20 protein-coding genes are annotated in these 24,345 nt (G+C 65.3%); 9 read left to right on the plus strand and 11 right to left on the minus strand.

Annotated elements, in window-relative coordinates:
- Positions 1-8 precede the first annotated feature (8 nt).
- Positions 9-1,016 (plus strand): 2-hydroxyacid dehydrogenase, encoded by a 1,008-nt coding sequence (locus ACS13N_RS06255; RefSeq protein ID WP_438930849.1) that lies wholly within the window; start codon positions 9-11, stop codon positions 1,014-1,016.
- On the opposite strand, the gene ACS13N_RS06260 is transcribed toward ACS13N_RS06255, so the two are convergent.
- A complete protein-coding gene (locus ACS13N_RS06260; RefSeq protein WP_021197259.1) occupies positions 1,017-1,640 on the minus strand; it encodes an HD domain-containing protein in 624 nt (207 codons plus the stop codon).
- A gap of 209 nt (positions 1,641-1,849) precedes the next feature.
- On the opposite strand from ACS13N_RS06260, the gene ACS13N_RS06265 reads away from it, so the two are divergent.
- The 3 genes from ACS13N_RS06265 to ACS13N_RS06275 all read left to right on the plus strand — a co-directional run bounded on the left by ACS13N_RS06265 (position 1,850) and on the right by ACS13N_RS06275 (position 4,889).
- Complete coding sequence (locus ACS13N_RS06265; RefSeq protein WP_438930850.1) at positions 1,850-2,542, plus strand: Crp/Fnr family transcriptional regulator; 693 nt, start codon at positions 1,850-1,852, stop codon at positions 2,540-2,542.
- 111 nt (positions 2,543-2,653) lie between these two features.
- Entirely contained in the window at positions 2,654-3,880 is a 1,227-nt protein-coding gene (locus tag ACS13N_RS06270; RefSeq protein WP_438930851.1) for an MFS transporter, read from the plus strand.
- A gap of 106 nt (positions 3,881-3,986) precedes the next feature.
- Positions 3,987-4,889: a ferritin-like domain-containing protein gene (locus ACS13N_RS06275; protein WP_438930852.1), complete on the plus strand. Its 903-nt coding sequence runs from the start codon at positions 3,987-3,989 to the stop codon at positions 4,887-4,889.
- 79 nt (positions 4,890-4,968) lie between these two features.
- On the opposite strand, the gene ACS13N_RS06280 is transcribed toward ACS13N_RS06275, so the two are convergent.
- The 3 genes from ACS13N_RS06280 to ACS13N_RS06290 form a co-directional block, all read right to left on the minus strand.
- The gene (locus tag ACS13N_RS06280) at positions 4,969-6,042 is read right to left on the minus strand and encodes a porin (protein ID WP_438930853.1); all 1,074 of its coding nucleotides are present in this window, start codon (positions 6,040-6,042) and stop codon (positions 4,969-4,971) included.
- Positions 6,043-6,542: 500 nt separating this feature from the next.
- The gene (locus ACS13N_RS06285; RefSeq protein ID WP_438930854.1) at positions 6,543-7,097 is read right to left on the minus strand and encodes a response regulator transcription factor; all 555 of its coding nucleotides are present in this window, start codon (positions 7,095-7,097) and stop codon (positions 6,543-6,545) included.
- Between the two features lie 210 nt (positions 7,098-7,307).
- Positions 7,308-9,293 (minus strand): methyl-accepting chemotaxis protein, encoded by a 1,986-nt coding sequence (locus tag ACS13N_RS06290; RefSeq protein ID WP_438930855.1) that lies wholly within the window; start codon positions 9,291-9,293, stop codon positions 7,308-7,310.
- Between the two features lie 187 nt (positions 9,294-9,480).
- Here ACS13N_RS06290 and ACS13N_RS06295 point away from each other — a divergent pair, with 187 nt between their 5' ends.
- Complete coding sequence (locus tag ACS13N_RS06295) at positions 9,481-10,440, plus strand: alginate lyase family protein (protein ID WP_438930856.1); 960 nt, start codon at positions 9,481-9,483, stop codon at positions 10,438-10,440.
- Between the two features lie 12 nt (positions 10,441-10,452).
- Here the strand turns inward: ACS13N_RS06295 and ACS13N_RS06300 are convergent, their stop codons facing one another.
- The 3 genes from ACS13N_RS06300 to ACS13N_RS06310 all read right to left on the minus strand — a co-directional run bounded on the left by ACS13N_RS06300 (position 10,453) and on the right by ACS13N_RS06310 (position 14,474).
- Positions 10,453-13,203, minus strand: a complete 2,751-nt coding sequence (locus ACS13N_RS06300) for a polysaccharide deacetylase family protein (protein WP_438930857.1) — start codon at positions 13,201-13,203, stop codon at positions 10,453-10,455.
- 140 nt (positions 13,204-13,343) lie between these two features.
- Positions 13,344-13,553 (minus strand): hypothetical protein, encoded by a 210-nt coding sequence (locus ACS13N_RS06305; RefSeq protein WP_438930858.1) that lies wholly within the window; start codon positions 13,551-13,553, stop codon positions 13,344-13,346.
- 132 nt (positions 13,554-13,685) lie between these two features.
- Complete coding sequence (locus ACS13N_RS06310; RefSeq protein ID WP_438930859.1) at positions 13,686-14,474, minus strand: SDR family NAD(P)-dependent oxidoreductase; 789 nt, start codon at positions 14,472-14,474, stop codon at positions 13,686-13,688.
- Between the two features lie 284 nt (positions 14,475-14,758).
- Here ACS13N_RS06310 and ACS13N_RS06315 point away from each other — a divergent pair, with 284 nt between their 5' ends.
- Positions 14,759-15,256: a MarR family winged helix-turn-helix transcriptional regulator gene (locus ACS13N_RS06315; RefSeq protein ID WP_438930860.1), complete on the plus strand. Its 498-nt coding sequence runs from the start codon at positions 14,759-14,761 to the stop codon at positions 15,254-15,256.
- 30 nt (positions 15,257-15,286) lie between these two features.
- Here ACS13N_RS06315 and ACS13N_RS06320 read toward each other — a convergent pair whose 3' ends face one another.
- The 3 genes from ACS13N_RS06320 to ACS13N_RS06330 all read right to left on the minus strand — a co-directional run bounded on the left by ACS13N_RS06320 (position 15,287) and on the right by ACS13N_RS06330 (position 19,303).
- Entirely contained in the window at positions 15,287-17,779 is a 2,493-nt protein-coding gene (locus ACS13N_RS06320; protein WP_438930861.1) for an ATP-binding protein, read from the minus strand.
- Positions 17,776-18,480 carry a response regulator gene (locus ACS13N_RS06325; protein ID WP_438930862.1) on the minus strand — a complete coding sequence of 235 codons (705 nt, stop codon included), beginning with the start codon at positions 18,478-18,480 and terminating at the stop codon, positions 17,776-17,778. Before ACS13N_RS06325 ends, ACS13N_RS06320 begins: the two co-directional genes overlap by 4 nt.
- A gap of 214 nt (positions 18,481-18,694) precedes the next feature.
- Positions 18,695-19,303 (minus strand): TetR/AcrR family transcriptional regulator, encoded by a 609-nt coding sequence (locus tag ACS13N_RS06330; RefSeq protein ID WP_438930863.1) that lies wholly within the window; start codon positions 19,301-19,303, stop codon positions 18,695-18,697.
- Positions 19,304-19,425: 122 nt separating this feature from the next.
- Between ACS13N_RS06330 and ACS13N_RS06335 the strand changes: the two genes are divergently transcribed.
- Positions 19,426-20,898 (plus strand): MFS transporter, encoded by a 1,473-nt coding sequence (locus ACS13N_RS06335; RefSeq protein ID WP_438930864.1) that lies wholly within the window; start codon positions 19,426-19,428, stop codon positions 20,896-20,898.
- Positions 20,899-20,931: 33 nt separating this feature from the next.
- Here the strand turns inward: ACS13N_RS06335 and ACS13N_RS06340 are convergent, their stop codons facing one another.
- A complete protein-coding gene (locus ACS13N_RS06340) occupies positions 20,932-21,531 on the minus strand; it encodes an undecaprenyl-diphosphatase (RefSeq protein WP_438930865.1) in 600 nt (199 codons plus the stop codon).
- Positions 21,532-21,825: 294 nt separating this feature from the next.
- Between ACS13N_RS06340 and ACS13N_RS06345 the strand changes: the two genes are divergently transcribed.
- Together ACS13N_RS06345 and ACS13N_RS06350 are read left to right on the plus strand one after the other, a co-directional pair.
- Entirely contained in the window at positions 21,826-23,205 is a 1,380-nt protein-coding gene (locus tag ACS13N_RS06345; protein ID WP_438930866.1) for a sensor domain-containing diguanylate cyclase, read from the plus strand.
- A 17-nt stretch (positions 23,206-23,222) separates the two neighbouring features.
- Entirely contained in the window at positions 23,223-24,131 is a 909-nt protein-coding gene (locus ACS13N_RS06350) for a dienelactone hydrolase family protein (RefSeq protein ID WP_438930867.1), read from the plus strand.
- Positions 24,132-24,345: the final 214 nt, after the last annotated feature.

Below are 24,345 nucleotides of genomic sequence, written 5' to 3' on the forward strand. Positions count from 1 at the left end.
CCACCGCCATGCGCATCCTCTTCTTCAGCAGCCACCGTTACGACGAAGACAGCTTCCGAGTTGCTCAGGCCCAGGCCCTGGCGCGCGGCGGCCAGCACGTCGATCTGGTCTTCCAGCGTGCCCACCTGGACGTGCACACCGCGCCGCTCGCAGCCGGCTTTGAAGTGGTGTGTCCGTTCGTCAACGATTGTCTGAGCGCCGACGTGCTGGCGGCGCTCGCCGCCGCCGGTACACGGCTGATCGCCCTGCGCTCGGCGGGCTTCAACCACGTCGATCTGGCGGCCGCCCAGCGCCTCGGGCTGACGGTGGTGCGCGTGCCAGCGTATTCACCGTACGCGGTGGCCGAGCACGCGGTCGGCATGATCCTCACGCTCAACCGGCGCCTGCACCGCGCCTGCAACCGCACGCGCGAGGGCGATTTCTCGCTGGATGGGCTGCTGGGCTTCGACTTGCATGGCAAGACCGTCGGCGTGGTCGGCACCGGGCAGATCGGGCAGGTGTTCGCGCGGATCATGGCGGGCTTCGGGTGCCAATTGCTGGCGTTCGATCCGTTTCCGCAGACCGCCCTTACCGCATTGGGTGTGCGCTACGTACCGCTGCCGGACTTGCTGGCGCAATCCGACATCGTCAGCCTGCACTGCCCGCTCAACGCCGATACGCACCACCTGATCGACGCCAGCGCGCTCGCCAGCATGAAAACGGGGGCGATGCTGATCAACACGAGCCGCGGCGGCCTGGTCGACAGCCCGGCGCTGATCGACGCGCTCAAGATCGGCCAGCTCGGCCACCTTGGCCTGGACGTGTATGAGGAAGAAGCGGACCTCTTCTTCGAAGACCGCTCCGCCGATGTGCTGCAAGACGATGTATTCGCGCGGCTGCTGACATTTCCCAACGTCATCGTCACCGCGCACCAGGCGTTCTTCACGCGCGAGGCGCTGGCGGGCATTGCGGATACGACGCTCGCCAACGTGGCGGCATGGGCCGCCGGCGCGCCCGTGAACGTGGTGAAGCCCTAGTTACGCCGCCTCGGCCTTCGGCTTGGACAGTTCGCGCTCACCTTCTTTCACGTAGATGGAGTTGCGCGGCTGGGCCAGCACGCGGCGCACCATCGGCTCGAAGAAGGAGAGCGGCAGGTTGTCGTAGTCGGCCATGAAGGCGGCGCCGTCGTATTTGGCGCAGAACTCGGCGGTGCGCTCGAACAGCTCGGGCTGGCTGCGGTATTGCTCGCGCAGGTTGCGATCCAGGCCCAGGTGGTGGAAGAAGTAGTAGCCCTGGAAGATGCCGTGCTTCTCGACCATCCACAGGTTCTCGGGGCTGACGAAGGGCTTGAGGATGGCGGCGGCGATGTCCGGGTGGTTGAAGCTGCCCAGCGTGTCGCCAATGTCGTGCAGCAGTGCGCAAACCACGTATTCCTCGTCGCGGCCGTCGCGGTGGGCCAGCGTAGCGGTCTGCAGGGAATGCGCGAGGCGGTCGATCGGGAAGCCGCCGCAATCGCCGTCGAGCAGCTTCAGGTGTGCGAGCACGCGGTCAGGCAGCGCGCGGGCAAATGGCATGAACTCGGCCGAGATAGCAGCCCAGTCTTCGCGCGTGCCGTGCTCCATGTGGGAAAACGTCGCGCGCGGGGCGGTGTCGTGCGTCATGGGGTGTCTCCTTCGTCGCCTGAACAGATCTGGGGTGCCGCGTCATGGGTGCGCGGCTTGTTATGGATAACTGCGGTGGATAACCACTGTGGATAACTGCTGTGGATAACACTTGTGGATAACTCCGGGCCATTCTCTGCCCGGGTCTTGCACGCAGACTGTCAAGCATTTGACAATGGCTCGATCCCCGTTCGCTGCATCCTGCCGCCATGCCTGCCGAAGCATCCCACGCCGCCCCTGCCCCAACGCCTGCGCAACTCGCGCAGGGCTGGTTACGTGACGCGCCGGCCGAACTGCTGGCCGAGATCGCGCCCGCCGCACGCCTGATCACCTACCCCGACGGCGAATGCATCCACCCCCACGGCGGCCCCGCACAGGGCATGTTCCTGATTGTGCGCGGCCGCGTACGCATCAGCCGGACGACGGATGCCGGCAGCGAACTCGTCTACGGCGTACTGCGCGCGGGCGAGTGGTTTGGGGAAATCGCCCTCATCGACGGCGGCGGTCGTACGCACAGCGCGCATGCCCAGGGGCCGACCACGCTCATCCTGTTGGGCAGTGCCGCGTTTGCGCGCGTGGTGGCCGCCTACCCGGCCGGCATGTGGGCGCTGATGCAACAGCTCTGCCAGCGCATCCGCCTGATCTTCGACGAGTTCGAACACGCCAGCGAAATGCCCGCCGACGCGCGCCTCGCCCAGCGCCTGCTGCAGCTCGCGCGGGCGGGCGATGGCCGTACCGTGGCCGCCAGCAACGAAGAGCTGGGCCGCATGCTGGCGCGCTCGCGGCAGACGATCTCCAAATACCTGCAGGCATGGCAGCGCGCGGGCTGGGTCCGGTGTCATTACCGAATAGTGGAGCTTGTCGATGTGCCGGCCCTGCGGGTGCTTGCGGGCAGCCATTAGGCTGAGCGTCCCCTTCGAGCGGGGCACGCGCAATCCGACGCGCGCCGCTAGAATGATCCGCACCCCGCGCGTGGGCCCGCCCGTGGCCTGCCGCCCACTGCTTCAGCCTCCATGACACCCATGCTCTCGCCGGCCTCACCGGAAGGCCGGCGCCTTGTCTTGCTGCTCGGCCTCGCGCAAACGGTCTCGTGGGGCACGCTGTACTTCACCTTCACCGTCTTCCTTGCGCCGATGCACGACACGCTCGGCTGGGCGCGGCCGTTTCTGGCGGGCGGGTTCTCGCTGGGGCTGCTGGTGTGGGCGCTGTGCTCGTTCTGGGTCGGGCGCGCGCTGGATCGCTGGCCCGCGCGGCGCGTGATGGGCCTGGGCACGATGCTGGCAGCGGGCAGCCTGCTGGCGTGGTCGCTCGTCTCCGGTGAAACCGCCTTCCTCCTGCTCTGGCTGCCGCTGGGCGTGGCGATGGCCACCACGCTCTACGACCCCGCCTTCGTCGTGCTGCGCCAGGCGTTTGGCGATGCCTACCAGCGCCCCATCATCGGCCTCACGCTGATTGCGGGGTTCTCCAGCACGATCTGCATTCCGCTGGCGCAATGGGGTGTGGAGCACATCGGCTGGCGGCACACGCTGCAGCTGTTTGCGCTGGCGCATCTGCTGATTTGCTTGCCCATCCATGCGCGGCTGCGCGTGCGGCCGCCGGTGCATGCGCCGGCAGAAGCGGCCGGTCCCGCAGCGCCCGCGCAGCCTTCCGCGTGGCGCCTGGCGCTTCGCATGCCGGTGTTCTGGGCAGTGGTGCTGGCGTTCGTAGCCGTCGCCCTGACCAACACGGTGCTCGGTGCGCACCTGATTCCGTTGCTTTCCGAGAAAGGGGAACCAACCAGCCGCCAATTGCTGATCGCGGCGCTCATCGGCCCGGCCCAGGTGCTTGGCCGGCTGGCGATGATGCGCTTTCGCCTGGCGCATCCGGTGCGCATTGCTCCGGCGACGTATGTGGCGATGGCGCTCGCGCTCGTGGTGCTGGCACTCTCCAGCGGTCCGCTGTTGATCGTCTTTGCGCTGGTCTACGGCGCAGCCAACGGCATCAACACCATGCTGCGTGCGATCGCCATGCCGGAGCTGGTCTCGCGCAGCCAGTACGCCACGCTCAACGGCCTGATGATGACGCCCGTGCTGCTGGCACAGGCCAGTGCGCCGTGGCTGGGCGCGCTGCTGTGGAAGGCTTCCGGCGGCTATGCGGCAGTCGAGTGGGCGATGGTGGCGGCGGCACTTGTCGCGCTCGGCGCCTTCACCTATGGGTTGCGGCACGCCCAGGCCTGGCCGATGCGCAAAACACCCGAGTGACGCAATCGCCATAGCTCTGACACTACTTTGTACGCAGAAGATTGCTTATAGGAACCTTTACTGACGCAAAAGTGTCTTGAAACATGAGACGTGATGTTTCATTCTCATGCTAAGGCAGCCGACTTCTTGCGGCACCGCCAACGGAGGACGCGCCGTGTCACAGGTTCATCTGGAAGCAAGATCCGCAAGCGAACAACTCCCGTGGACAGTCCACGAGATCGCCTACGGCAACATCGACGTTGCACGCGTGCGCGAGAACCGCACGCTGTTCTATCTCGTGGTCAGCGCCTCGTTTGTCGAGAGCGGCTCTGATCTCTACGCAGGCAATCTTGCCGAGTACTACGCAGATCGCCCCGAAACCGCCCACTGGCTGATCGCCCACTGGGAGCGCGAAGAACTGCAGCATGGCCACGCCCTGCGCCGCTATGTTGAGACCGTCTGGCCCGAGTTTGACTGGGAGCGCGGCTACGCCCGCTTTTTCGACGAATACTCCGTCACCTGCTCGATCGACCAGTTCGAGCCGACGCAGGCACTGGAAATGGTCGCCCGCTGCGTGGTCGAGATGGGCACCGCCACCTTCTACCGCGCCATCGCCCAGGCCGCTACCGAGGCCGACGAGCCCGTGCTGCGCGACCTTGCCAGCCGCATCTCGGCGGATGAAGTCCGTCACTACAAGCACTTCCTGCGCTTCTTCAACGAGTGCAATGCCCGCGAAGGCGTCGGCCGTGCGCGCGTGCTCAAGGCGCTCGCCTCACGCCTGCGCGAAATCAAGAACGAAGATTCGATGATCGCCCTGCGCAACGTGCTGCGCATCGAACGCGATCAAGAAGACGTGCCCGAGGCCGACGTGCGCGCACTCAACTCACGCGTGAGCGCACTGGTGCGCTCGCATCTGCCGATCGACATGGCGGCCAAGATGCTGCTCAAGCCGCTGCGTTTGCGGCCGGTGATCGAACGCTCGATCCGCCCGCCGCTGGTGGCGCTGGTGCGGCGCGTGGTACTGCACTGACCTTCACGCACAGCGCAGACCCAAAGAAAAACCCGGGCAGATGCCCGGGTTTTTCGTTCAAGCCATCAACGCGAGTCGATTAGAACTTGTGACGGATGCCGACCATGGCGCCCATTTGGTTGCTGGTATCTGCCGGGGACGTTGCCGTCGCAGGCACCGTGTACACATCACCCATACCGGCCACGCCCAGTGCCGAACCGCTGCTGTTCTTGGCATAGGCCAGGTTCAGGTAAGCGTCGGTGCGCTTGGACAGGGCATAGTCGCTACCCACAACAAACAGCCACGGATTGCCCGTGCCGCTCGTCTTGTAGTTCTGATAGTAGGCGGTGCCCGTCAGCGTCAGCGCCGGCGTGGCTTGGTAGCCAGCGCCCAGCCAGTACATGTTCGAGCGCGAGGACGACTCGTCAGCAGCCAGCAGGTGGCTGGCGTTGCGCCAGCGGTAGCCTGCGTACAGCTTGGCCGGGCCGTAGACGTACGTGCCGGCGATGGTCGCGCGTTGCACCTTGGCATCCGCCAGCGCAGCCGTGTTGCCGTTCGTTTCGTCATACACCGCGCCGAGCGCGAACGGGCCGGCTGCGTAGTTCAGACCAGCGCTCCACTCACGACCTTGCTTGTAGTTGCCGGCAATCTCTTGGCCGTCGTTGCGCATCGAGTACAGCGCCGAGGCGGTCAGACCACCGAACGTACCGATGTACTTCACGGCGTTATCAGCACGACCGACCATCGCGTTGTCTTGCGAGGCGATCGAGTAGCGTGCAGTCGCCATCGGGTCGTACTGGAGCGCGAAGTCATACAGCAGGTTCTGCTGGCGACCCAGGGTCAGTTGGCCCCACTGGCCTTGCAGACCGACGTAGGCGTTACGGCCGAACAGGCGATCGCCCTGGCCCATACGACCGTCGTCGATGTTGAAGCCGCTTTCCAGGTTGAAGATGCCCTTCAGGCCGCCGCCCAGGTCTTCAACGCCACGCAGGCCCCAACGCGAACCCGACATACCGCCCGACTGCATGGCCGCACGCGAGCCGCCGTTGCCTGGTGCCTTGTTCACCCACTCAACGCCAGCGTCGACCACGCCGTACAAAGTGACGCTCGATTGAGCAAATGCGCCGGCCGAAACCAGGGATGCGGCTGCCGCCGCAAACAGCTTGATCTTCATATCGTTTTCCTTGAAAAACACTATCGCGGGGAATTGCGATGCGGCAATTATGTATCCCCAAGGAATGCATTTAACAATTAACGAGATCAAGCTGTGGCGAATATGAAACCTAAAGCGCTAGCAAAAAATATCCCAGCATTCTCAATGACTTACGAAACAAATAAAATCAGCGTAAGCATGGCTTACATCGGAATAATCCTGAAGTCGGCAAGCTCTAATCCACAAATCAGGAAAAATAATCCGATAGACGACAAAAAATAAAATATTTCAGATCACGTGTTTTCGATTATGATTCGCCCGAAGCTTGAATTACAGTTTCACAGCTTCATATCGACTTTAAAGGCCGCTTGAAAAAGCGGCCTTTTTTTTGCCTGCGCGCATGCCTGCGCACCCGATGGCCTTACAGCTACCGCAGTGTACTGGTGGTGTCGAAAAGATTAGGCGCTCGCGCCGCCGCAGAACGCGTGTCTGCCGGCGCAACGTCGTGCGAGCGTCAGTGGTCAGGCAGTCAGCCCGACCTTTTTGGAGATACGGTGCTTGAAGGTCGAGACCGTCTTCGGCGAGATGCCGAGGCGCTGGGCGATCTCCGTGTTCCCGTAGCCTTGCGCGAGCAGCTGGTTCACGCGCAACTCCCGTTTGGTCAGCGTTGCCAGGCCCGCGCCTTCCGAGGGGCCCATCGCTGCATGGGGAAACGAGAGATACCCGCGTGCGGCCAACAGCAGGGCCGCCGACAGGACAGAGGTGGTTTCCGACTTCTCGACGTAGGCATTCGCGCCGGCCAGGAAGGCCAGCCGCGCGTTGTCGTCTGCGCTTTCCGACGAGATCGTCACGATGCCGATGTCCTGGCGTTGCGCGCGAATCCGCCGCACCAGCTCAAGGCCGTCCAGGCTGGGCAGATTGATGTCGATGATCGCCAGCTTGGGGCGCGCCGAGCGGATCAGTTGCAGCCCTTCCGCGCCATCAGTCGCGGTGGCGACCAGGCGCAGATACGGCGACCCGGCAAGCAGCGCTTGAATGGATTCCAGAACGAGGGGGTGGTCGTCGATCGCGACCACTGAATGAAAGGCTTGACCTACGGAGGACATGGACTGAGGCGCGCACGCTCCGGGGTGTCCCGTCACGTTGCGTTGCAAATGGCTGGCTGATTCCGTGGTGCGAGTGCCTGGGCAGGACACGAGTTCCGCGACGTACAGGTTTGCACAGATTCACCACCCGACCTTTTACCAACTGCAACGCTTCCTCAATCTTCCGCCACCGTCCCCTGCTCAAGCCAACCGGAACACATCCACCGCGCCGCGCAGCTCCTGGGCCTGTTGACGCAGGCTCTCGGCCGCGGCGGCAGCCTCCTCCACCAGCGCAGCGTTCTGCTGCGTCACCTCGTCCATCGACGTCACGGCCTGATTGACCTCTTCAATGCCCTGCGACTGCTCGCGCGAGGCATGGCTGATCTCCCCCATGAAGCCGGCGATGCGCTCCACACGCGTGACGATGTCCTGCATGGCGTCCCCCGCACCACGCGCGGCTTCGTTGCCGGCCTGGACTTCATCCACCGAGCGGGTGATGAGCGCCTTGATCTCCTTGGCGGCGGCGGCGCTGCGTTGCGCCAGGCTGCGCACCTCGCCCGCCACCACGGCAAAGCCGCGGCCCTGCTCGCCGGCGCGGGCAGCTTCCACGGCAGCGTTCAGCGCCAGGATGTTGGTCTGGAAAGCGATGCCGTCGATGATGCCGGTGATGTCGGCAATCTTCTGTGCGGTGGTGTGGATGCCCGACATCGTGCCGACCAGGCGCTCGACGGTCTGCCCGCCCGCGTTGGCCGCCTGGCTGGCGGACTGCACCATGTCGTGCGCATGCTGTGCGCTGTCAGCGTTCTGGCGCACGGTGGCGGCCAGCTCCTCGATGCTCGATGCCGTGCGCTCCAGGCTGCCGGCCTGTGCCTCGGTACGTGCGGAAAGGTCTGCGTTGCCCGCGGCGATCTGACCCGTGCTGGAGGCGATGGTGGAAGCACTGGCGCGCACCTTGTCGACAATGCCCGAGAGGCCATCGCCGACACCGTTGATGGCGCGCATCAACTGGCCGATCTCGTCGCGGCGGGTGGCGGGCAAGCGGTGCGTCAGATCACCGGCGGCCACGCGTTCGGCCACGGTCACTACTTCGGCCAGCGGCATGCTCACCGCACGGCGCAGCATCCACCACAGGCCGGCGGCCAGCAGCGCGCCCAGCGCCAGGCCCAGCAGCAGGAACCGGTTGCGGGCAGCGATCAGATCGGCCTCCAGTTCATCCACGTAGGCCGTGCCGGCAATCACCAGCTTCCAGTCCGGATACTGCGAGAAAACGGTGAAGCGCTCACGCGTGGTGCCGCCTTCGGTGTCGGCCAGCGTATGGCGCAGGATGCCGTCCTTCTGCTCGATCATCTCGCGCACCCAGGCCTGGCCGGCGGTGTCCTTGCCATCGAGCAGGTTCTTGCCTTCGCGCGCCGTGTTGCGGTCGATCAGCACCTTGCCCTGGTCGGCGCCAGGCTTGCCGTCGATGACGAAGTAACCGCCGGTCTTGCCGATGGTGTGCGCGCGGATCTTGTCCTTGAGCAGCGCCAGTTCGCTGCGCACGTCCACGCCCACGTACAGCGCGCCGACCACCTTGCCAGACGCATCGCGCACCGGTTCGTACTTGCTCATGTAGGGCACGCCGAACAGCCATGCCAGGCCACGGAACGGCTCGCCAGCCATCAGCGCCTTGTAGCTGGGGTGGGCGCGATCGAGCAGCGTGCCGATGGCGCGTTCACCGTTTTCCTTCTTGAGTGAGGTCGTCACGCGCACGAAGTCGTCCCCGGTGCGGGCGAACACGGTGGCAATGGTGCCGCCGGTGCGCGCGAAGAACTTGTCCGGCACGGTGTAGTTCAGGTTCAGCGCCGTGTCGCCGCTCTTGAAGGTGGGCGTGGGCTTGCCGGCCACTTCCACGGTCTGCGCGGGGTCGACGCTGTAGGGGCCGGGGGCGGCATCGGCAAAGGCGGTGAGGAAGCGGTCGGCCTCGGTGCGCATGGCGCCGTCGAAGAGCGCGATCATGTCGCGCATGGCGGCCTCCTGGTCACGCATGGCCGATTGCGCGTTGGCTTCGAGCGTGCGCAGGCTCGAATGCGAGTTCGCCAGCGCAAAGGCACCGAACACCAGCACCAGGGCAATCAGGCCGATGACGGCCAATCGCGTGCCGAGGCTGGCGGCGGGTTCAGAGGCGGAGTGGCGAGGGGGCGTTCGCATTGCTTTTTCCTGGTGATCGGCTGTCGGGTTAACAACGGATCATCGGGGAAAAGCTTGAGCGCAAACGTTTAACAGTCGCCTTTGTCCAACAAACCGGACAGTGTCCGGTGAGCCAGACAGCGGGCAGCCGCCTGCCTAGAATGCTCTGACCGCCCACGCTTTCGCCCAACACAAGCCAGGACACGACATGCGCACACGCCAACCGCTACGCCACGGCATCGCCCTCGCATTCACCGCCGCAGCTTTGCTGTGCGCGATGCCGATCGTCCAGGCCGCCTGCGTAGTGCCGCCGGCTGAGCATACGATCGACCCGCCGGGTTTCTACGACGATCCCGCCGGTTACCAACAAGCCGTCAAACCGATGCGCGCCTACATCGACCGGCTCAACAAAGCCGCCGAGGCCGGCGACTGGGCCTGCACGATCGATCTGCTTGAGGGCTGGGCGCAGGGCGATGCATTGATGGGGCCGATCACCGGCTACCAGGGCTACTACGAGCGCTCGTGGGCAGGGACGGATTTCGCGCTGGTACGCATGCGGGCGCAAAAGCTTGGGCGCCTCGACGCTGCGCGCGCCGCCACCATCGACAACTGGCTCACCCGCATCGCCATCGCCACCCGCGATGCGCAGGAGATCAACAGCCTGCACAACAATCTGACGTACTGGGCCGGGCTCAACCTGGTGGCCATCGGCACGGCGGCACGTCGGGGGGACCTGGTGGACGATGGCATCGCCCGCGTGCGGGACGGCATCCGCGACATCGGCCCGCATGGCGAGCTGCAGCGCGAACTCAAACGCGGGGACCGGGCCTTGCACTACCACACGTTCGCGCTGCTGCCACTGGTGTTCACGGCCGAACTGGTCAGGCCACGCAACATCGACCTGTATGCCGAAAACCAGCACGCGATCGGCCGGCTGGCAGACCTCGTCACGCGCGCGGTGCAGGATCCAAACAGCTTCCGCACCGTGAGCCCCATCAAGCAAGACCTGTTTCCGTGGACCTTCCAGGATGAGCTGTCGTGGATGGAGCCCTACTATGCCAGCCAGCACGACACACGCCTGCCGCCTCTGATCGCCACGCGGCGCGCCTTCCATGAGTGGCGACTGGGCGGCAACGTCACGCAGGCCTGGGGTGTGCCGCTGCCCTAGGGACCGCTGGCATCAACCGCCGCAGCTCAGCTCAACGCGCTGAGGGACCAGCTTGGCCGGGTTGCCTGTACCGAGGTCGATACGCCAGTCGGTGCCGTGCGCGCCGGTGACCTCGCGGCCATCCACAGTTGCACGACAACGTGCGGCGTTGGCAAAACGGATGAACGGGCGCGTATAGCCCGCCACGTCAACGGACAACGAGCGGCCATCTGCGCCGCGCCGCCAGTTCGACAGCCGGCCACTGGCATCGCGCACGTAGGGCTGCGCTTGCTGGGCGCTGTCCAGTGTGAAGCGCGCCGAGCCGCTGGTCAGGTGGATATAGGTGCCGCCGGGGCCGGCCACGTAGCCAGCCACATCGCGCGCATCGGCCAAGCGTGGCGCACCCGCGCCGGTCCAGCGCACGGTACGCAGATCACCATTGCCGCGCACGACCCAGGCATCGCCATCGCGCGCAACGGCAAAGCTGCGGAAGTCGAGCACCTTGTGGATGTAGTCAGACGCGTAGACGGGCATGACCGGCTGCGTGAGCGCCCAGTCATACACCTGCCGCAGCGCAGCCAGCGAGGCCAGCTTGGTGCCTGAGTACATGTGGTAGTAGATGCCGAGCGGCTTGAAGCGATAGGGCTTGTCGGTCAGCTCGAACGTTTCGATGGCGCGCGAGAAGCCGTAGTACGGGCCGTGCCAGAGGTTGGTGTAGATGTTCTCGTTCTGCTCGGGCGCGAACACCTGGAACAGGCCATTGCCCTTGTCCACACCCAATGGGGCGATAGCGGTCCAGCTCGGGTTGGAGCGCGTGATGTACGTGTCGCCGCCGTTCATGTTGAGCACGCCGGCCTCCACGGTCTTCTGCACGGCAATCGGCGGCACCTGGCCGTTGCCGCTCCACAGCAGCACCTTCACGCGCTTGCCCGCCGGCGCCAGCTTGGTGTTGATGTAGTCGATGGAGCCGGCGATCTCGCGGTCGAAGTTGAAGCGGTAGCTGGGGATCTTCAACCCGAAAGCGTCAGCGCCCTCCTCTTGCGCAGCCTGCGCAGACGTGGGTGCATCAGCCGTGCGCAGCCAGTTGAACGGGTGCGAGAACGTGTGGCTTGCCAGCTCCACATACGGCTGCGCAAAGATGCTGCGCGCGATGGGCTCGAGTTGCGGCGTGAGCTTGGGGTACATGCCGTTGGATGCCACCTCGCCCTCGATGATCGACACGGTGGTTGGCACCTTGTAGCGCTCGAAAATCTCTCGCAGCAGCGCCTGGCCGGAGAACTCGCCCGGCGGGAACTCGGTGCGCGAGGCAAAGCCGTCGCCGTCGATATGCACGGTCATCAGGCGGCGACCGTTTTCGGTGGTGGTATCGGGCACCGGCATAGGGGGCAACGCGAGTGCGCGGCGCAGAAAATCCAGCGGCTGGATCACCCAGCGCGCCTGATCCACGTCGGGCATGCGGAACACGCCAAATGGGCGTAACACATAGCCGCCCCACGGCGTGATGGCGGCCGCATCGAAGGTGTAGTCACCCGCGGACAAGCGCAGCAGCGACTGCGCACCCGGCGCCCGTGGGTCGACCTGCACGCCCACGGCATCGCGCCGCTCGGGGTGCGGTTGCAGTTCGAAACCGACCATCGGATCACGCGCAACGATCGACAACGGCCCCGAAGGCGTACCCGGCACGGTCTTCAGACCCAGCGTCTGCGCCGTTGATGCATCCATGTTCAGGCCAAACTCGTTGAACATCGCCACGCGCACACCGGCATTGATGGTGCGCTTGAGCCATGACGCCCAGGCGCCAGGGCGCGGTGAATTGGCATCGAACCACGTGACCACGCCGGCGTAGCGGTCGGGTGTGACGGTGGGCAACGGCTTGTACCCATCGGCAAACTCAACGCGATAGCCGAGGTAGTTGATGGGCATGGCCAGATAAAGCACGACTGGCAGGGTATTGGTGCTGGTACCGGGCTCTTGCGGCTCGACCAGCAGCACGCGGCGCGGCATGACTTCCAGGCGACCGATGCCGATGAAATCCGCGCCGGGCGTGGTGGCGTAGCTGGTCACGCCTGCGGCGCGCGCCACGTTGGCGGTCTCGCGCAGGCAGGTGCGGTTGTAGCTGGTGCAGTAGTCCAGTGCGACAGCGGGCAGGTGGTATTGCGTGCCGATGCTGCGCAGCGCGGCGATGCGGGCCGTGCGATCGGCATCGTTCACGTCCTGCAGGCCTTCGCCACCGCCTGTGCGCTCACGCACGAGGCCGGGCGTGACCACGCCAGACAACTGCGGCGCCAGCGTATCGAGCCATGCGGTACCGCCCGCAAGCAGCTTGGCCTGCGGTACACGTGCATGCAGGGCCTGTACCAGTGCGGCCACCGCATTGCCGGCGCCCGGCGTTCTGGCCGCGAGCGTATCAAGCCCATCGAGCAGAAAGCCCTGATAGCCCTGCGCGAGCAACGGCGCAACAACCTGATCGATCACATTGGCTGGCCACGTACCGTCGCGCATCGCCTCGGTCTGCTGTGTCAGGTCCACGCGCGCCAGCCACAGCGTGGGCGATGGCTGCTTCGGGTCGAACGTGCCGGCCGTTGCCGGATCGAGCACCACCCAATCGAAGGCCTGCAGTTCGGGGGCCGGCACATCGCGGCCGTAGTAGAAGGCGATCTGCGGGTCCGGGGAATCGGCGGGCTGTGCATGGGCCGCAACGGCCCCGAACGCCAACGCGACGACACCCAGCCACGCTGACCAACGCCCTTGCCGATTGCTGCTCACCGCCTGCCTGCCCTGCATCCCAACCCTCGAAAGTCGATCCGACTTCCATTGTGTCGGGCTGGCATGCAATTGCAATGTTTCTTGCGAAGGCGAAGACCCGCCGAGGCGCTTTGGCGACACATGGCGGGCGATTCACAGCCTCAGTGGCCGACCACCGTCTAGCCAGGAAACTCTGCGCCAAAGGCGGTCTCCAGCGGATTGGCGGTCGCGACGGCCGAGGTGTACGTCGCGGTCGTCGTGCCGGCGTTGTACGCCAGCGCTACCGCCCAGCCCGCGTGGGCCCGGTTGACGTTGTCTCGGGCGGCTTGTGCTGCCAGTTGGCTGGGGCCGTTGCTGGGCTTGGTTCCGTAGACAGTGCAGGTGGACATGGCGGTCACTCCAATCGGTGGATGGAAGCCGCTGACACCTGGGCGAGAACACGCTCGGCACGCACCAGCGACACGGCCAGCGTAAAAGCCGGGCCGGTGCGCGGGAATGGAGCATTCGTCAGGGCCGACAGCCTAGAACGCCGACTTCACCACCCCGCCATCCACACGCAGCGCTGCACCCGTGGTGGCGGCCGACAGCGGGCTGGCAACGTAGGCGACGAGGTTTGCCACTTCCTGCGGCGTGGCAAAGCGCTTGATGAGCGACGTGGGCCGCGCGGTCTCGAAGAAGGTCTTCTCGAACGCCTCGAAGCTCTGACCGCCCGAGAGCTTGCCCACGAATTCATCCACGCCTTCAGAACGCGTCGGCCCCGGCAGCACGGCATTCACGGTGACGGCGGTGCCTGCGGTCACTTCGGCCAGCCCGCGCGAGAGGCCCAGCAACGCCGTCTTGGTCACGCCGTAGTGGATCATCTCGGCCGGAATCTGCACGCCGCTCTCGCTGCTGATGAAGATGATGCGGCCCCAGTTCTGCGCCTTCATGGCACCGAGGTAGACACGCGAGAGCCGCACGCCGCTCATCACGTTCACGTTGAAGAAGCGCAGCCATTCGGCATCGTCGATCTCTTCAAACGGCTTGGGGTCGAAGATGCCGAGGTTGTTGACGAGCACATCGACCTTGGGAAAACGGGCAACCAGCGCCGCCACCTGTTCGGGCGCAGACAGGTCTCCGGCAAAGGCTTCGACATGGGCATCGGGCACCTCGGCGCGCAGGCGGTTGATGGCGTCGGACACCGAGGCCTCGGTGCGGCCGTTGACGATGACGCGGGCACCTTCGGCAGCCAGTGCTACAGCAATGGCATAACCGATGCCCTTGGTGGACCCGGTCACGAGGGCGAGCTTGTTCTGAAGATGGAGGTTCATGGCAGTAAAAAATGGAATTTGGAGGAGGACGGGCACGTCGCGCCACTTGGGTTGAACCTGCTGCGGCCCCGACGTTTCAACCATGATACGAACCACCCCACCCCTTGGCAGCCGCAATCGTTTTGCAGCGGTATCCAATGTGATTTGACGATCGGCCCTGGTGTCGATCCCGGCTTGACGGCCTGGGCAAGCGACGATTAGTGTGCAATGAAGCACGCTCGGCGTTACGGGAACGCATGGCGAGCCTTACAAGCCGGATCACCGGTAGAACGGGGAGCATCACCATGAACACCGACGTACAAACTCCACCAGAGGCCACCGCCGCGAGCAGTGGCATGGTCGAAGGCGCCTACCAAGTCGACACCATGGATCGCGACACCAACGTCGGCCGACTCGTGCATCGAGTCCGGCATGCGCTGGTAACGCATATTGACGGTGCGCTGGCGTCGATTGATCTGACTGCCGCGCAGTGGATGGTGGTCATCTACCTGGCAGAAGACCTGGCCACCACGCCGGCCGAACTCTCGCGCCTGCTGCACTACGATCCGGGTGCGATGACGCGGCTGATCGATCGGCTGGAGAAGAAGAACATCGTGAAGCGTGCCCCGAGCGACGCCGACCGCCGCTCGGTGGTGGTCTCGCTCACGGAGCAAGGCCGCGCGCTGTATCCGGAGATCCGGCCCTTGATCATCGATGTGTTGAACCACTTGCTGCGCGGGTTCTCGCAGGCCGAGGTCAAGCAACTGGAAAACCTGCTGCTGCGCGTGCTGCACAACGCCTGAGGGCGCTGCGCAGGACAAACGGCAGGGTGGTCAGCCGACGGTGCTGTCGGCGCGCAGTTGGTCGCGCTGGCTGCGCAGTTCGGCCAGCGCAGCGGGAGCATCGGCCGGGATCGTGCCGGCCTGTACCAGCGTGGCTTCGAGCGTGCGGGCCTGCTCGGCAATCGCCGCCTGCTCCACCGTCAGCGCTGCGCCCTTGATCCGGTGCGCCACGTAGCGCGCCGCGGCCGGGTCGCGTGCATCCAGCGCGTGAGCCAGGCTTTCCAGATCGTCATCCAGCGAATCCAGATAGATCGACCACAGGTCGCGGCCTTCGCCGGCCAGGGCGGATGCAGCCGCGCGCGGCGTACGCTCACTGTCGTCATGGCTGCCGACGTCGCACCACAGCTCGATCATCTCGCGCAGCGCATCCAGGCGGATCGGCTTGGTCAGCATGCCGTCCATGCCGCTTTCCATCACGCGCTGCTGGTGCGCTTCGTCAACGGCGGCGGAGATGGCGAGGATGGGCGTATGTGTGCCTGCATCTGCCTCGCGTGCACGAATACGTGCAGTGACCGTGTAGCCGTCGATGTCGGGCAGGTAGCAATCCATCAGGATGAGGTCAAACGCGTGCGCGGCGAACTTCTCCAGCGCCTGTGTCCCGTCGGCGGCGAGGTCGACATCGCAGTCAAGCGCGTGCAACTGGTCTTCGATCACCATCAGGTTGGTCGGCTGATCGTCCACTACGAGCACGCGCGGGCGCAGCTTGCCGGTTTGGGCAGACACAACCTGGCGCGACTCGGTGTGCGGTACGGCATCGGGCAACCCGACAGGCTCGGGCGCGATCGTGGTGGCGCGTTCGGCAACGGGGCGTACCGCCACGGCGTGTGCTTCCTCCACCGTCGCCACTGCCGCCGGAAGGGTAACGGTGAAAACCGTGCCCGCGCCCGGCGTGCTCTGCACCTCAATGCTGCCGCCCATCAATCGCGCGAGTTCACGTGCGATGGACAAACCCAGCCCCGTCCCGCCAAAGCGCCGCGTGGTGCTGGAATCGGCCTGCTGGAACGCCTTGAAGATGGTGTGCTGATCCTGCTGCGCAATGCCGACGCCCGTATCGGCCACATCGATAGTGAGCGTACCGTCCATACCCTGCCGGGCCGCCGGCACGTAAGACATGCGTACCGTCACGCCGCCCTGCTCCGTGAACTTCACGGCGTTGGACAACAAGTTCAGCAAAACCTGCCGCGTGCGCGTCGGGTCAATGCGCAGGCACAGCGATGGATCAACGCCGCTCATGAACGTGAGTGCCAGCCCCTTGCGCTCGGCACGCCAGCGCACCACATCCAGCGCTTCGTTGATCCACGGCAGGATCGATGTCGGCAACAGCTCAAGCTCGACGCGTTTGGCTTCCAGCTTGGAGATGTCGAGCACGTCGTCCAGCAGCACCAGCAGCGTCTGCGAGGCGGTGGTCGCCACGTCGGTCAGGCGCTTCTGTTTATCGTCGAGCGGCGTGCGCTGCAGCAGTTCGACCGATGACAGGATGGCGTTCATCGGCGTACGGATCTCATGGCTCATTACAGCCAGGAAGCGTGCCTTCTCCCGCTCGCTACGCTCGGCACGCTGGCGCTGCACGCGCGCACGCCATGCCAGGAAGAGGATGCCGACAATCGCTGCGGCCACCAGCGCCAGCTCACGCGCCCGGTAGCGCAGGATCGATCCGTACGAAGGGGCGCCGTAGTCCACCACCTCAAGCCAATGCTGTTCGATGGCGTCGGTTTCGGCCGCTGTGAGCGCATGCAATGACTTGTCCAGAATCGAGCGCAGCAGTGGCTGATCCGCACGCACCCCCATGTGGAGCGGCACCGGCAGGTCGCTGATGACGCCCGAGATATGCAGCGCGTCGACAAAGCGGCGACGCAGCAGCGGTTCGGCGGCGTAGTTTGTGGCGGCCGCAACCTCCGCCGAGCCATCCGCCACTGCTTGCAAGGCCGCGTCCGTCGACTCGAACAGCAGCAGGTGGCTGTGCGGCAGCTTCTCGCGCATGAGGATCTCGGTGGCGCCACCACCGATGAGCGCGACCGTCATGCCATCCAGTTCGTTCAGGCGGAAGATCGGGTGCTGCGTGGCACGAGCCACCGCCAACGTGGCGCCCATGAAGTAGGGGTCCGTCAGCAGCAGTTGCTGCTTCAAACCATCCGATGGGGCAAGCGTGGACAGGCTTGGCAGCAGGTCGACTTCGCCCTTGGAGAACGCTTGGCGGCTTTCGCCCCAGTTGTCGATGAACACGGGCTTGAAGCGCAAACCGCTCACGCGGCTGATCGCCTCCAGATAGCTGGAGGCCAGCCCCTTGATCTTGCCTTGCTCGACGTACTCGAAGGGCTTCCAGTTCTCTCGGTACGCAACGCGCACCACCGGGTGCTGCGCCATCCAGGCGCGCTCTTCCGGCGTGAACTGCGGCGCCTGTTGTGCCGTCGCCCCAAGCGGCCATGCTGCAATCGCAAGCAGCCAACCGGCAAGGCAGCGTGCAAGACGCCGCCCGGCGCTCACTGCCCCTCCAACTCGTGCTTGATCTTGAAGAGTTCGGTATCGGTGCGGATGCCCAGCTTGCGATAAGCGGATTGCTTCTGCGAGCTGATGGTCTTGATGCTGCGCGCGAACTTCTCGGCAATATCGGAGACGGACATGCCGTCCAGGCAGCAGCGCAGCACTTCGCGCTCACGCGGGCTCAACTCGGGGCGGTCGACCAGCGCGGAGAGCGCATTGCCATCGACCGCAGACGTCGGGGCCGGCGCATTGGCGGCCAGGGCATCGCGCTCCATCTCGGCGGCCAGCGTGGCGTTCAGCCGCTTGCCGCCTGCGGCCACGGTGCGGATGGCTCGTACCAGTTCCGACAGCTCTTCTTCCTTGCCCACAAACCCGCGCGCGCCGGCATGCATGACCAGCCCCACCGTCGCCTTGTTGTGATGCGCAGACGCCACCAGGATCTTCAGCTCCGGGTAGCGCACGCGAATCAGGCGGATCAGGTTCAGCCCGTCGATCTCGGCAGGCCCGAGCGAGTAGTCCATCAGCAGGATGTCCACCTCGACGGTGCTGTCCTTGAGTGACTGCACCACCTCCCGGCCCGACGCGAACATGCCGCTGACCTCGATGTCGGCCTCCTGCTTCAGGCGCGCGGCCAAGCCGTGGCGGACGACCGCATGGTCATCCAGCACGACCACGCGGATCGGTCGGGTCGCGGTCCAGTTCATGTTGGCAAATTCCTATTCGACTTGTTTGGGACGGCTGCGCGGGTGCTGACTTTACTGCGCCGCAAGACTCGGCGTTGCGACACAGATTTGAGACGCCGTTGGTCGGTCTCCGATTGACACAATCCAAGACCTTAATGCCAGAAGACGACACAAACGATCACAAATTTAATGTCTTATTGTCTGTGATAACCGCGATGGACACCAGAAGTCGTGCTCAGGCGAGCGCCGCGTCGATGCGCGCCCGCGTGCTGAGCCGCGCGCGCTCAAACACCGTCATGTCCCCCATCAGGAAGGCGACGTTGGCATTGGAGCGGAAGGATTCGATCTCGAAGACGAGCTGCTCGACGTCCAGATCCGCGCGCAGTTCACCGGCGGCCTGACCGGCGACGATGGCCTCGCGAAAGCGCGCGCGCACCGCCTCGCGATGGCCGCGCACGCGATCCTGGATGGCGCCGGGGCGGGCACGGTATTCGTAGCTGACGGCACAGACGAAGCACCCGCCCGGCGACTGCCCGCCCGCGACGTAGTCAAACCAGCCCTCGGTCAACGCGCGCAGCCGGGCAAGCGGGCTCTCCAGTGCCAGCGCTGGCTCCACCACCATGTTGCGGTAGTGCACGACGCCTGCATCCAGCGTGGCAAGCTGCAGCGTTTCCTTGTCGCCAAACAGCACCTGGATGTTGCCCTTGCCCACGCCTGCATCGGTGGCGACGCGGCCAATGGTCAAACCCTCCAGCCCCTCGGTGGAGGCAATGGTCGTGGCGTGCTCCAGCACCTGGGCGCGCGCGCGTTCGCCGCGCACGCGCCGGCCGTCGGTCTCGTTCATGGTGATGCCCTCTGTGTTTGCTAAGCCCTATCTGTGAGTAAGGTCAACGCAATCGGACCTTGACGCGGGAGAATCGCTCCCTAGTATACGTACGACCGTATATTAATGATTGAGATCAACCCATGTCAACGGAATCCCTCGCGGGTGGCCTTGCAGCCACGTCAACCTCACCGGCACGACGCTGGCCTGCACTGGCCGCACTGCTGACCGGCAACTTTGTCACCATTCTCGACCTGTTCATCGTCAACGTGGCGATTCCGGACATCCGCACCGGGCTGCACGCCAGCTTTGCTGAAATCCAGCTCGTGATGGTGGGCTACAGCGCGGCGTATGCGGTGTTCCTGCTTAACGGTGCGCGTCTGGGCGACCTGTTCGGGCGCAAGCGCACGTTCCTGGCAGGCATGGCGTTGTTCACACTGGCGTCTGCCCTGTGCGGGCTGGCGACGAGCGCGTGGATGCTGATTGCCATGCGCGTGGCGCAGGGCCTGGGCGCCGCCATTCTGATGCCGCAGGTGATGGCCACCGCGCGCGTGCTGTTTGACGGCGATGAGCGCCGGCGCGCGTTCGGGGTGATGGGCGCGGTACAGGGCGCAGCCGCGTCGCTGTCGCAGCTCGCGGGCGGCTGGCTGATCGCGCATCCGCTGGCAGCGGACATTGGCGGCTGGCGCATGGTGTTTCTGGTCAACGTGCCGATCGGCATTGCGGCGCTGCTGGCGGCGCGGGCGTTCGTCGCGGAGTCACGTGCGCCGGTGGCGGCGCGGCTGGATGTGCACGGGGCGATGGCCGGTGCGGTGGCGCTGGGCATGCTGCTGGTGCCCATCATGCAGGGCCGCGAGTTTGGCTGGCCGTGGTGGTCATGGGCGGTGCCGCTGGCGTCGCTGCTGGTGTTCCGGCATTTCGTGCGGTATGAGCAGGCGCTGTCGGCGGCGGGCCGCGTGCCCATCATCGAGATCGCGCTGTTTGCCAACCGCAGCTTCGTGATGGGCGTGCTGGCGATCTTCCTCGTCTACACGGCCATCAGCTCGTACTTCCTGGCGCTGACCGTCCTGCTGCAATTCGGCCACGGGATGACCGCATTGTCGGCGGGGATGGTGTTCACGCCGGCGGCCATTGCGTTCTTCACGGGCTCGCTGTCAGGGCCGCGGCTGGCCGAGCGCATGGGGCAGCGCGCACTGCTGCTGGGCGTGGCGATCTTTGCAGTGGGGCTCACGCTGTCGGCCACGGTGGCGCAAGCGGGCGGCCCGCTGCCGCTGCTGATGGTGGCGCTGGTGCTCAATGGCTTTGGGCAGGGCATGGTGCTGCCGCTGTCGCTCAACACGATCCTCAGCGGCGTGCAGGCCTCACAGGCCGGCATGGGCGCCGGTGCGGTAGCAACCATGCAGGCGGTCGGCAATGCGGTGGGCGTGACGGTGGTGGGGGTGCTGCTGTTCTCGCTGCTCGGCCATGTGGAAGGCGGCGGTACAGCGGATACGGCGGGCTCGGTCGAGCACGTTGCGCGCTATGGCCACGCCTTCGCCCTGGCAACGCTGTACAACGTGGGTGCTACGGTGCTCGCCTTCGTGCTGTTCTGGCGTGCGTGGCGCCGGCACGCCTGAGCGCCCGTCGCGCTTACTTGCGCTTACTTGCGCTTACTTGCGCACCCAGCCGCGCCGCACCGCCGGTGCGAGTACCACGCCGTGCACCGCCAGCCCGAGGCGGTGCAGCGGCTCCGACAATGTGTGCGCCACGCGGCCGCTGCACAGCCAGGCACTCAACGCCGACACAGCGGCCGCACCCAGCATGTCAAACGGATAGTGCACCCCCAGGTAAATGCGCGCCCAGGCCATCGGCACGCCCAGCAGGGCGAGCCACGCGCCCACGCGGCGCAGGCGCGCATGCCACATCAGGCTGAACGCGACCGTCCACCACACGGTCAGGTGGTCGCTCGGGAATGATGAATCCGCCACGTGCGGCAGCAGGTTGGTCCCCAGGCTGATCTCGAACGGCCGCGGGTGGTACCAGACCAGGCTGAAACCCGCGCTGATGAGCAGCGCCAGCCCAGTGGCCAACGCCGTCTGCAAGGCATGGCGGCGCGAGGCCGGTTCGCCCCACAGCCAGCAGGCCACGAGCGTGAGCGGCGCCAGCCAGATCATGCATTCCGCAAAGAACATCGCCAGCCAAACCGTGGCGGGGGCGGGATCAGCCGGGGCGTTGAGCCAGAGAAACAGGGTGTGATTGAGTGATTCCATGCAGCTTCGGCCCATGGGCCAGGTTGATTCGACAGCTGTGCTTTGTCCCTCGCACAGTAAGGCGCGTTCCCTTCAATTCCCTTGGAACGGGTCTGTATGCAAGGCTATGCCGCCGGACTTAGGTGAATCACAGGGATACCCCGATCGTTGCCTGGGCTTTTCGCCCCGTCGGCCGCTGCCTATGATGGAGGCACACAGGCAGCACACACCCATCGCCGATCACCACACCGGCACCGCTGGCGCACACAGCGGGCCAACGGCCGATCGGACGCTTACAACCAAACCGGGGGTTGGATGGAAAGTTTCCTGATCCAGCGGGCCACGCGCCGGCAATCGGCCGCTGCCGGCGTGATTGCCTTGCTGATCCTCCTGACACTGGCCGTGGCTGCGCCTCGGGCCAGCTTGCCGTGGCCCGCAGTCACCCCGTTCATGCCGATGTGCGCATTGACGGTCTTCACCACCGCCTGCATCGCAGCCTTCCTGCTGGGGGCACAGTTCACCGTCACACGCCAGCCCATGCTGGGCGCGCTGGGCGGCGCCTACGCCTTCACCGCGCTGGCCGTGGCGCTGCAACTGCTGATGTTTCCGGGCGTGTTCTCGCCCACGGGCCTGTTCGGTGCCCGCCCGACCAGCTCGGTGTGGATGTGGGTGTTCTGGCACGGCGGGTTTCCGCTGTTCGTGACCCTGGCGGTACTCACGCGTGACCGGTTCTCGCGCGACACGGTCTCCTCCCGGCACGTGAGGCTGTGGACCTGGCTGTTGATCGGTGGGCCCGTGGTGGTGGGCGCCCTGCTGTGTGGCGTCGCCCTGATGGCCGATCTGCCGCCGCCGCTGGAGGCATCCAACGGGGGGGCGATCACCAGCAACCCCGTCGCGGTGGTCCTATGGGCGATCAACGCCATCGCCGTGCTGGCGGTGCTGGCGAGTGGCCGGCTGCGCGCCGTGCTCGATGTGTGGCTGGCGATTGCCGCGCTGGCCTGCTTTACGGATACGAGCCTGAACCTGCTGAGCGCCGATCGCTTTACCGTCGGCTGGTACGTGGCGCGGCTGTTCAGCATGTTCGCGCCTGGGGTGCTGGTGTGCGTGCTGGTGTGGGAAGTCACAGCACTGTACCGGCGGCTGTTCGAGGCGCATGTGTCGCTGCGGCAGGCGTCCATGCACGATGCGCTCACGGGGCTCTACAACCGCAGCTACTTCAACGAGCAGATTGGCGCGCGCGTGGGCGCGGCAAAGCGCAATGGGCAACCGCTCTCGCTCGTCATGATGGATGTGGACCACTTCAAGCGCTACAACGACACCTTCGGCCACCTCAAGGGCGACGCCTGCCTGGCCGCCGTGGCGGCAGCACTGTCCGGCGTGGTGCGCCGCCCCGGAGATTTCATCGCCCGCTACGGCGGCGAAGAATTCGTCATCGTGTTGCCCAACACCGCCCCGAGCGATGCGCAAGCCTTGGCCGAACGCGCCCGTGAAGCGGTGATGCGCCTGCGCATAGAAGCCGTCGCGCCTTCACGCTACGTGACGGTCAGCGCCGGTTGTGCCACCGCCATGCCAGACAGCGACATTGTCCCCGTCGACACCCTGGTCGAGACCGCCGATGCCGCGTTGTACCAAGCCAAGGCGGCAGGCCGCAACCTCGTCATCAGCGCGCAAGCCATGGCCGCGGCGGTGATGTGACATGGATTGAGGCCGCCATGACACGTCTGCGCGGTTACATGCTGGCCGTTGCGCTGGCCTTGCCCCTGCTGGCCAACGCGCAAGTCGATACACAAACGCTGCGCGCCGCTGCCTCACGCGCACCTGACCTGAGCTTCCCCGACAAGGTCAGCGAGCTCGGCTTCTTCACCACGCCGTCCATGGCGCTTTACAAGCCTGCGGGCGATGGCCCCTTCCCTGCCCTCGTTCTGCAGCACCAGTGCGGGGGACTCGGCCACGGTAAATGGCAGAACCAGGCGATGCTCGAATGGGCACGCCGCGCCGTGCGCCACGGCTACGTGGCCCTGGTGATCGACAGCCTCAGCCAGCGCGGCGTCGAATCCGTCTGCATGGGCGCCCAGGGCGGCGTGACACCGATGCGTGGCGTACGCGATGCCCTGCAGGCGGCGGCGTATCTCAGCAAGTTCGACTTTGTCGACAAGGTGCGCATTGCCCACGCCGGCTACTCATGGGGCGCGATGATGGGGTTGGGGCTCAGCGGCAAACACTGGGCCGAAGCGCTGGGCGACGGCACGCGCTTTGGTGCCGCCGTGTCGTTCTACCCGGTGTGCTCTACGCTCAAGCTGCGCAATGGCGCCCCGTTCGACGTGCTCAACCCCGATATCGACCACCCGCTGCTTGTGCTGATGGGCGAGGCCGACACCGAAGGCCCACCCGCCGAATGCGTCGCCAAACTGCAGGCCGCCAAGGACGCCGGCGCCCCCGTGCAGTGGCACGTCTATCCGGACACCACGCACTGTTGGGATTGCGAGAACCAGAACAACTTCAGCAAGACCGACGTACGTGGCAACCACGTGGTCTACCGCTACAGCAAGCAAGCCACTGAAGACGCCGAACACCGCATGTTCGATTTCCTCGATCAGGCATTGCAGGTCAAACACCCTTGAACCGACATGCCTGCAATTGAAGCGCGCACGAACACCACGGCGTTCTGTTTCTGTTTACTTCTTTCTTTATATAAAGATAGTAGTAGTAGATAACGGTGGATAAGTTCTGTGGATAGGCCCAAAAAACGCTTTGGGCTCAATGGCTTGCGAAATGCACAACCCTTCGGACAGCGTGTGCCGTTGCGTGGATGAGTGCGGTGGATCGCATCGCACC

It is taken from the genome of Ralstonia sp. 24A2 (genome assembly GCF_051783885.1).
GTDB lineage: Bacteria > Pseudomonadota > Gammaproteobacteria > Burkholderiales > Burkholderiaceae > Ralstonia.

Bases quoted from the DNA above. Each gene is read 5' to 3' on its own strand.
- ACS13N_RS06255 (WP_438930849.1), top strand. From the start codon at position 9: ATGCGCATCCTCTTCTTCAGCAGCCACCGTTACGACGAAGACAGCTTC.
- ACS13N_RS06260 (WP_021197259.1), bottom strand. From the start codon at position 1,640: ATGACGCACGACACCGCCCCGCGCGCGACGTTTTCCCACATGGAGCAC.
- ACS13N_RS06265 (WP_438930850.1), top strand. From the start codon at position 1,850: ATGCCTGCCGAAGCATCCCACGCCGCCCCTGCCCCAACGCCTGCGCAA.
- ACS13N_RS06270 (WP_438930851.1), top strand. From the start codon at position 2,654: ATGACACCCATGCTCTCGCCGGCCTCACCGGAAGGCCGGCGCCTTGTC.
- ACS13N_RS06275 (WP_438930852.1), top strand. From the start codon at position 3,987: ATGCTAAGGCAGCCGACTTCTTGCGGCACCGCCAACGGAGGACGCGCC.
- ACS13N_RS06280 (WP_438930853.1), bottom strand. From the start codon at position 6,042: ATGAAGATCAAGCTGTTTGCGGCGGCAGCCGCATCCCTGGTTTCGGCC.
- ACS13N_RS06290 (WP_438930855.1), bottom strand. From the start codon at position 9,293: ATGCGAACGCCCCCTCGCCACTCCGCCTCTGAACCCGCCGCCAGCCTC.
- ACS13N_RS06295 (WP_438930856.1), top strand. From the start codon at position 9,481: ATGCGCACACGCCAACCGCTACGCCACGGCATCGCCCTCGCATTCACC.
- ACS13N_RS06300 (WP_438930857.1), bottom strand. From the start codon at position 13,203: ATGCAGGGCAGGCAGGCGGTGAGCAGCAATCGGCAAGGGCGTTGGTCA.
- ACS13N_RS06305 (WP_438930858.1), bottom strand. From the start codon at position 13,553: ATGTCCACCTGCACTGTCTACGGAACCAAGCCCAGCAACGGCCCCAGC.
- ACS13N_RS06310 (WP_438930859.1), bottom strand. From the start codon at position 14,474: ATGAACCTCCATCTTCAGAACAAGCTCGCCCTCGTGACCGGGTCCACC.
- ACS13N_RS06315 (WP_438930860.1), top strand. From the start codon at position 14,759: ATGAACACCGACGTACAAACTCCACCAGAGGCCACCGCCGCGAGCAGT.
- ACS13N_RS06325 (WP_438930862.1), bottom strand. From the start codon at position 18,480: ATGAACTGGACCGCGACCCGACCGATCCGCGTGGTCGTGCTGGATGAC.
- ACS13N_RS06330 (WP_438930863.1), bottom strand. From the start codon at position 19,303: ATGAACGAGACCGACGGCCGGCGCGTGCGCGGCGAACGCGCGCGCGCC.
- ACS13N_RS06335 (WP_438930864.1), top strand. From the start codon at position 19,426: ATGTCAACGGAATCCCTCGCGGGTGGCCTTGCAGCCACGTCAACCTCA.
- ACS13N_RS06340 (WP_438930865.1), bottom strand. From the start codon at position 21,531: ATGGAATCACTCAATCACACCCTGTTTCTCTGGCTCAACGCCCCGGCT.
- ACS13N_RS06345 (WP_438930866.1), top strand. From the start codon at position 21,826: ATGGAAAGTTTCCTGATCCAGCGGGCCACGCGCCGGCAATCGGCCGCT.
- ACS13N_RS06350 (WP_438930867.1), top strand. From the start codon at position 23,223: ATGACACGTCTGCGCGGTTACATGCTGGCCGTTGCGCTGGCCTTGCCC.